The 6,418-nt window shown below is 53.1% G+C and carries 7 protein-coding genes and 1 riboswitch; of the genes, 3 read left to right on the forward strand and 4 right to left on the reverse strand.

Annotated features, from left to right (window positions below):
* Positions 1–117: 117 nt before the first annotated feature.
* On the reverse strand, positions 118–750 hold the full coding sequence (locus tag IBX50_RS15810) for an ATP-binding cassette domain-containing protein (protein WP_292257259.1): 633 nt from the start codon (positions 748–750) through the stop codon (positions 118–120).
* A 166-nt stretch (positions 751–916) separates the two neighbouring features.
* On the opposite strand from IBX50_RS15810, the gene IBX50_RS15815 reads away from it, so the two are divergent.
* Together IBX50_RS15815 and IBX50_RS15820 are read left to right on the forward strand one after the other, a co-directional pair.
* The gene (locus tag IBX50_RS15815; protein ID WP_292257260.1) at positions 917–1,492 is read left to right on the forward strand and encodes an Hsp20/alpha crystallin family protein; all 576 of its coding nucleotides are present in this window, start codon (positions 917–919) and stop codon (positions 1,490–1,492) included.
* A 141-nt stretch (positions 1,493–1,633) separates the two neighbouring features.
* The gene (locus IBX50_RS15820; RefSeq protein ID WP_292257261.1) at positions 1,634–1,918 is read left to right on the forward strand and encodes a type II toxin-antitoxin system ParD family antitoxin; all 285 of its coding nucleotides are present in this window, start codon (positions 1,634–1,636) and stop codon (positions 1,916–1,918) included.
* Between the two features lie 11 nt (positions 1,919–1,929).
* Here the strand turns inward: IBX50_RS15820 and IBX50_RS15825 are convergent, their stop codons facing one another.
* Genes IBX50_RS15825 through thiB form a run of 3 tightly spaced genes read right to left on the reverse strand, consistent with a single transcriptional unit; the run spans position 1,930 to position 5,587 of the window.
* Positions 1,930–3,561, reverse strand: coding sequence for a thiamine/thiamine pyrophosphate ABC transporter permease ThiP (locus IBX50_RS15825; protein WP_292257262.1), 1,632 nt, complete (start codon positions 3,559–3,561; stop codon positions 1,930–1,932).
* A gap of 7 nt (positions 3,562–3,568) precedes the next feature.
* Positions 3,569–4,516, reverse strand: a complete 948-nt coding sequence (locus tag IBX50_RS15830; protein WP_292257263.1) for a DUF5655 domain-containing protein — start codon at positions 4,514–4,516, stop codon at positions 3,569–3,571.
* Between the two features lie 39 nt (positions 4,517–4,555).
* Positions 4,556–5,587, reverse strand: a complete 1,032-nt coding sequence (thiB, locus tag IBX50_RS15835; protein WP_292257264.1) for a thiamine ABC transporter substrate binding subunit — start codon at positions 5,585–5,587, stop codon at positions 4,556–4,558.
* 9 nt (positions 5,588–5,596) lie between these two features.
* Positions 5,597–5,702, reverse strand: a riboswitch (TPP riboswitch).
* On the opposite strand from thiB, the gene IBX50_RS15840 reads away from it, so the two are divergent.
* Positions 5,693–6,418, forward strand: a 726-nt coding sequence (locus IBX50_RS15840) for a phosphotransferase (protein WP_292257265.1), incomplete at its 3' end; no start/stop codon positions are given. Its footprint overlaps the riboswitch before it by 10 nt.

Genomic DNA, 6,418 nt, shown 5'->3' on the forward strand with positions numbered 1-6,418 from the left:
TTGAATTTACGGCTCATGGATTGGACTCTTGAATAGATAAAAGGCTGAATAAAGCAAAATAAATGGGGCTAATGATACAGTAAAAAGCGGCTTGTCGCCTGCTCCCGACCGCCAGAATCAGATCATCAACAGCTGATCCGCCAGCACATCGGCATCCTCCTGCCGATGAGTGACCAGCAGAGCGACCTGCCCGGTATTTTGCAGGGTCTTTTTCAGCCACTGCCCGGCAGTCTGGCGCATGGCATCATCTAACGCACTGAAGGGTTCATCCAGCAACACCACCGGCTGCGGGCGCAGCACAGTGCGGATCAGTGCCAGACGCTGCTTTTGTCCACCGGATAATTCCGAAGGCAGGCGTTGCAACAGACCATCCACCTGCAACAGCTGACAGGCATCCTGTACTGCCTGCCATTGAGCGACATTCGGTTTGGCTTTCGGAAAGCCCAGTTTGAGGTTTTCGGTCACCGACAGGTGCTCAAAAAAGTTCTGCTGCTGGAACAACAGCGACATCGGGCGCTGCTCAGGTGGTAACTGCTCCACGGCCTGCCCCTCAACCAGAATGCTGCCGGACTGAATGGGCAAAAAACCAGCCAGCGCCTCCAGCAGTGAGGTCTTGCCGCTGCCACTGGCACCCATGATCACCACCAGCTCACCGGGCAACACCTGCAGATGGTGATGCCAGGTATGTGCTCCTACCTGCAGCTGCAGATTTTTGATGTAGAGCAAGGGGGGTGTATTTCGATCTGACAAAGGTAAAACTCCCGTCTGAAAACAATCCGGCAGGCCGAAAAACCGTCAGCTTAGTGCACTGGCCTGACCTTGAAAAGTGAAGAAACCGAACCTATATAATCAGAAGCCTATACAAGCTGATTCTGATGTTTCGCAACGACCCTGACTGAAACCTCTGGAGGTTGTTATGGATCTGAAAAAACTCAATCCGTGGAACTGGTTCAAGCATGAAGAATCCGATCACCAGCCATCCACCCTGCCGATCCGGCGCAGTGAATCCTCACCCTCAACCAGCCAGCAGCCAGCCGGTGGTCTCTGGCAACTGCACCGGGAAATGGATCGACTCTTTGATGAAGCCTTTCGTGGCTTTGGCCTGCCTACACGCCCTGGCAGCAGCCTGACCAGTAGTCAGCCCACTGCTTTTGTGCCCCGCCTGAATGTGGCCAGCACCGAACAGGGTTACAGCATCACCCTGGAAGCACCGGGTCTCAGCCGTGAAGACATCAAGCTGGATCTTCAGGATCGCACCCTGTTTATCCGCGGTGAAAAGCGCCAGGAGAAGGAAGAAAAGGATCAACACTTTTACCGCATCGAACGCCATTACGGTCAGTTTCAGCGAGTGTTGGAACTCCCCGCCGATGTTGAACTCGAAAAGATCAGTGCCAGCATGAAGAATGGCGTGCTGACCCTGACGCTACCCCGTCAGACTGGCGTCATCAACAACGGCCAGCGCTCCATCAGCATCACTGATCAGGACACCTGATCGACTGATCCAGTATTTTGCTTTGCTCTTATCTTCCCCACTCCGCCCGGCACCTGCCGGGCTTTTTTTGACCCTCTCACAGCGACCTTCTGTATGGCAAACTTTGCCAATCCATGCCAAAATCCATCCAGGAGGTGCACTATGGCAACCATGAATGTATCACTGCCCGATGCCATGAAAACCTGGGTCGAGCAGCAAGCGGACAGCGGGCGTTACAGCAACGCCAGTGACTATGTGCGAGATCTGATCCGCCGTGATCAGGAACGTGCCGACAAACTGGCTCGGATGCAGGCACTTGTAGATGAAGGACGCAACAGCGGTATCGGTAACCGCTCCATGGAAGAACTAAAGCAGACTGCACGTCGACTGGTGCAGGAAGCAGGGAAGCAAACCCGTCATGACCTGGCAACTCACTCACAAAGCTGAAGAAGATTTGATCATTTATCAGCTGGATGCACAAAACCATCCTTTGATTCTGCGTGTTCGGCATTGCCGCGAAGACTGGCAATCACCACCCCACGATCCAGCAACCACAGCCCCGTAAACGCCAGTGCCAATAACCACAGCGAGGCCAATGCAGCTTCACCAAGGCGGTAAGCTCCGGCCAGTTCGTGAATCAGCCAAGGTAAGGTGCGGTGTTCGGCCTGTCCAAAAATACCAAAGATGGCAAAGTCCCCCAGTGTTAGTACCAGGCACAAGCCTGTCACGCGCAACAAGGCCGGTTGCAGGCAGGGCAGAATCACTCGCCGCCAGTGCAACCAGGGAGAAAGCTGCAAGCTGGACGCCAGCCGCTGGTAACTGCTGCGATAAGCAAACACCGCTGGTTTTAACTGGGAGAAGGCAAAAGGCAGCGCTACCAGTGCATTCAACCAGATCACCGCCAGCCAGCCCCAGTCCAGCCAGTTGATGTAACCCATAAAAAAGATGTACAACCCAACACTCAGCACCATGCCCGGCACCACCAGATGATGCAGCGCGGCCAGTGTCGCCAGTGGTTGTATAAAAGACGGGAGGGAGGTCTTCTGCCGTGAGCCACAGGCCACCCAGGCCAACAGCAAGGCCATCAACAGCGCCAACAGACTGGCAGCCAACGCAAAAAACAGTGACCAGCTGCTGGCCAGCCAGAGTTGTGACCAGGGCAAACGCGCCCAACCCCGACTGATGATTGCAGGCACAAGACTTAGCACCGGAAGGGTCAGAAACAGCAATACCATCAGGTAATATCCTCGCCCAATCCAGTTGCTGAAACCGGACAAAACGGGTCGCCAACCGGATTCACCACTGGGTGCGGCCAGCCATTGTAGTTTGCCCCAACGACTGATCAACCAGAACAGGCCACCGGCTAACAGTAGCTGAGTCCAGGCCAGAAACAGCGCTTCGGAAGGGTTGAAATGGTATTTTAGTGCCTGAAAAATCGCTACTTCCAATGTGGAAGCTGCAGGACCCCCACCCAGTGCCAGCACCACCGCAAAGCTGTTAAAACACAAAAGAAAGATAAAACCGAACAAGGCAGGCAACACCCCACGCAGAGCAGGCCACTCCAGTAAAAGGAAACGTCTGAAACCAGTCAGTTGCAACTGCGCCGCCATTTTCCAAGCGGAGGTCGGAATACTGCCCCACTGAGCACTCAGCACTCGCAAAGCCAGTGGCAGATTCAGAAACACATGCGCCAGCAGAATGCCGGTCAGGCCATAAAGTGACCAGCCAGAATGAAATAATTCGGTGAACAGCGGCGTCAGCCAGCCGGAATAACCGAACATCACCACTAGCCCGGTGATCAGAATCAAGCTGGGCATCACAAAACACAGCAGGCACCAGCGCAGAAAAGCCGCCTTACCCGGCAAGCGCAAATCCAGCGCCAGCACTCGTGCCAACGGCAAGGCCAATACCACCGAGATTAATGCACTCAACAGCGCCTGCCAGAGAGTAAAACGTAACACCTGCCAAAACCAGGGATCTTGCCACAGATGCACATCTGCCGGTTGCTGCCAGCCCGTCAGTGCCAGCAGCGCCAATCCACTGCTGCCAAACAGCAACAGCAGTACCGACCATAGAAGAACATTGTTCAACCTCAAATCAACCGCCAACCTTGTTATAGGCTAACGTGATGAACTGCTTGACCTGCTCGAACTCCACCTCGTTGACTACAGTGAACTCCACATCACCAGTACCATAGTGACCAATGGAGGTAACGTCTCGGTAGTTGGGTGTTCCAGATGGAATATCCGAAGGCTTTAATTTCAGGAACAGTTTGATGTTTTTGCCTTTAACTTCCATGCAGGCAATATTCTGGGAAATCTTATAAGCAACATAAAACTTCTTGGGTACTTCTTCTATGGACTCATCAAGACCAAGGATAAATTCACGAATCATCCCTGATAAATCACAGATATCTTCGCTTTTTCCATCAAGCCTTTCTTCAAACGTATAGGTAGCTGTCGCACGAGTTAAGGCTGCTTTTTTACCTGCCTGAACCATGACTGGATTTTTGTAACCGTTATCAGTTGCCCTGACGACTGGTGCAACGACTGATTTGCTGGTGTGAAAAACTTCCTCAAGATAAATCGAGTTATTGGAAAACAAACGATATTTCCATAGCTCAATGTTCGCGCCCATCACTTGAACAGCATGAAGATCGTATTTTTTGTAGTTGGGAGCGATACATATCACCCGCACATCAGACCAGTCCACTTTGGTGTCTTTGCCAAGCTGCCCCTGCACTGCGATTTCAAAATCACCTTTATGGTCTTGAATCCAATGCAGGTAAAAGAGGCTCTGATTGATCAGCTCTGATGACTCGACCTTTTTGTATTCAATGATGACAGGGTTGTCTTCCTCGGATAATGCGAGACTATCAATTCGTCCTGCATGTTGCGCTCCGGTTGAAAATTCACTGGCAACAAACCGGCAGTTAAAAACGGTTTCCAGGTTCTTCTCGATCAGAGTCTGCAAATCCTTTTCCAGAGCAAAGTTCTTTTGCTCCACAGCAGACAGTTTATCTCCATCAATATCAAATATAGGCACTTGTCATCACTCCTTGGTCTTGGGATCAGCGTTCAGATTTCACTGGCTGACGGCAGAGCGCCACTCTCGAATCCAGGCCTGGCGCTGCTCACGGATCTGCTGTGGTGTAAAACCCACGGCTTGCGGTTGAATCAACTGATCAAAAGCCTGCGGCAGCTCCACACTTTCGCGCACCGGCAGCATCCAGTTGGTCACCGGGATGATCTGCTGGGCTTCTTCACTCAGCAGGAATTGCAGAAAATCCCGCGCCAGATCGGCCTGTTGGCTGTAACGGCTGATGGCCGCCACTTCGATTTGCATCGGGTGGCCTTCACTGAACAGGGCAGCCTGATAACGACTTTCTTCTTCCACCAGCAGGTGATAAGCCGGTGAGGTGGTGTAACTCAGCACATAGTCGGCCTCCCCTTCCAGAAACAGGGTATAAGCTTCCGACCAGCCTTTGGTCACCGTCACGGTGCGCGGGCGCAGTTGTTGCCAAGCCTGAGTGGCCTGATTGCCATACACCGCTTTCATCCAGATCAGCAGCCCCTGCCCCGGTGTACTGGTGCGTGGATCCTGATAAATCACCCGTGCATCACTGTCCAGCAGTGCCGCCAGTGAATCCACCGGTTCGGGGGTACGCTGGGCATCATAAATGAAGGCAAAATAACCGTAATCAAACGGCAGAAAATCCTGATCCTGCCAGTTCAGCGCCGATTTTAATTGCAGTGTTTCCAGCGACAGGCCATGCGGTTGCACCAGCTTAAGATGACGTGCTTCTTCGATCAGCGCATCATCCAGCCCCAGCACCAGATCGGCACGGGTATTGGCACCCTCCAGACGCAGCCGGTTCAACAGACTGACACCATCGTCACTGCTGATATAATTCACCCGACAATTGCAGTGCGACTCAAAGACCTCCTTCAACTGTGGCCCCGGCCCCCACTCACTGGTGAAGGATGAATAGGTGTACACATTCAATGTTGGCAGCGATGCGCCAGATGATTGAGCCAGCAGTGAACTAACCGGAAACACACACAGCGCCAGCAACAGCAAGCTGCGCTGTAATACAGCAGAGATTTGATTGTTCATGATAAGAATGACCTTGCCCATCCCACTCCCTACGCCGGTGCTAACCGGATCAGGTTCAGCGGGTAGAATTTCTCAGCCACACGGCAAATTACCGTGGGCACCCCGATGAGACAGGGGCATTCTACCGCAAAAATCACTGCACCACTGCTGCAACTGCCATCTTTACCACCCGTGCTGCAACCGCAGGAGCCGCCGGTATTTCTGGCTCAAGGCTTTGGCAACAGTCACTGGTTGCTGCGCACACCGTCCGGGGTGTTGGTCTGGCGACAGTTTGGTGCTGCGCCGGGCAGTAATCACCTGCGTGAAACGCGCCTGTTGCACAGCCTGCAACACCATTCCTGGGTACCTCGCCTGCTGCCAACAGATTCACCACTGGGATTGTTAATGCAGCAGGCCGCAGGGCAACATCCCTGTGTTCAGACACTCACGGATACCCAACGCCAAGGATTACTGCAACTGGTACAACAACTCTGGCAACACCCTTTTGAAAAAGAATCACCGCTGGATTACCCGGCACTGCTGCACCACTACTGGCAACAAGCCGGTGCCAGCACCAGCCTGCAACCCCTGCTGGACTCACTGATCTCGACCACACAAGACTGGCCGGTGTCGACTTTCTGCCTCACCCACCATGATCTGCATGGCGGCAACCTGCTGCTGCATAAAAATGACTGGACATTATTGGACTGGGAATACGCTGCCCCCGGCAATCCCTGGATTGATGCGGTATCGCTGGATCGTTTCCTGCATCTGACCCCAGCTGAAAAACAACAACTGCAAGTGTTGCTGCCAACATTGCCACAATCTGATCCCTGGCAAACCATGCGGCAG

The sequence above is a fragment of the Marinospirillum sp. genome, from assembly GCF_014859565.1.